Annotated in this window: 1 protein-coding gene; it reads right to left on the reverse strand. The window is 42.9% G+C overall.

Features of this window, described 5'->3' with window-relative positions; translation table 11 throughout:
- On the reverse strand, positions 1-453 hold a 453-nt coding region (locus ACRD7A_RS19105), incomplete at its 3' end, for a helix-turn-helix domain-containing protein (protein ID WP_430817968.1).
- Positions 454-697 lie beyond the last annotated feature (244 nt).

The following is a 697-nucleotide window of genomic DNA, read 5'->3' on the forward strand; positions in this document are numbered from 1 at the left end:
GGCAAAGTCGATGTAAAGCTTATCACCGGGCGTATGTTGCAAAATGGCTGATGGCCTGGCAGCTACTTTTTGTTGGTTTAAATGGTAGCAAAACTGTGTATGGCTGTACCCGTCAGGATACCCGGACTTATACTCTTCCCACAGGAGATGCTTGGTAACGCCTGTTCGTTGCAGTTCTTTGAGGTAGTAGTCCACGTTTGCCTTAAAATGTTCATAACGTTCTTCCTTATAGGATGGGTTGCCGGCATGAAATTTAGCCTCTAAAATGGGGTTTTCCAGTTCTATCAGCTGCCCGATATCCAACTGATTGGCTTCAACTTTTTGCAGGTAGGACTTGACGGTGTTTTTGCTAACGCCGAGAATACGGGCAATTTCCTTCTTGGCTTTGCCTTGCTTGTGTAATTGCAATAATTGTTTTATCTGACTCATTGACTTTGGTTTTCCGGCCATCATTAACTCTTTTAGCGATCATTTCATGACAGCTAAAAAACCAAAATCCAATGTATTGTTAATTTAGGGGGCAATATACTCCGGAGAAATCAAGCAAACTAACCTTAGAGGGGTCAGCATGCTCCGTTTTTTCTTACCTAAAACTATCTAAAGGGGTCAACATCCGCCGGATTGGCAGAAAAATTAAGAACCAAATATGGTCAAAAACCTTCCGGCTTTTGGGGGTCAGCTTAGTGCGGATTATCCA

Source organism: Carboxylicivirga longa, assembly GCF_050589825.1.
Classification (GTDB): Bacteria; Bacteroidota; Bacteroidia; order Bacteroidales; family Marinilabiliaceae; genus Carboxylicivirga; species Carboxylicivirga longa.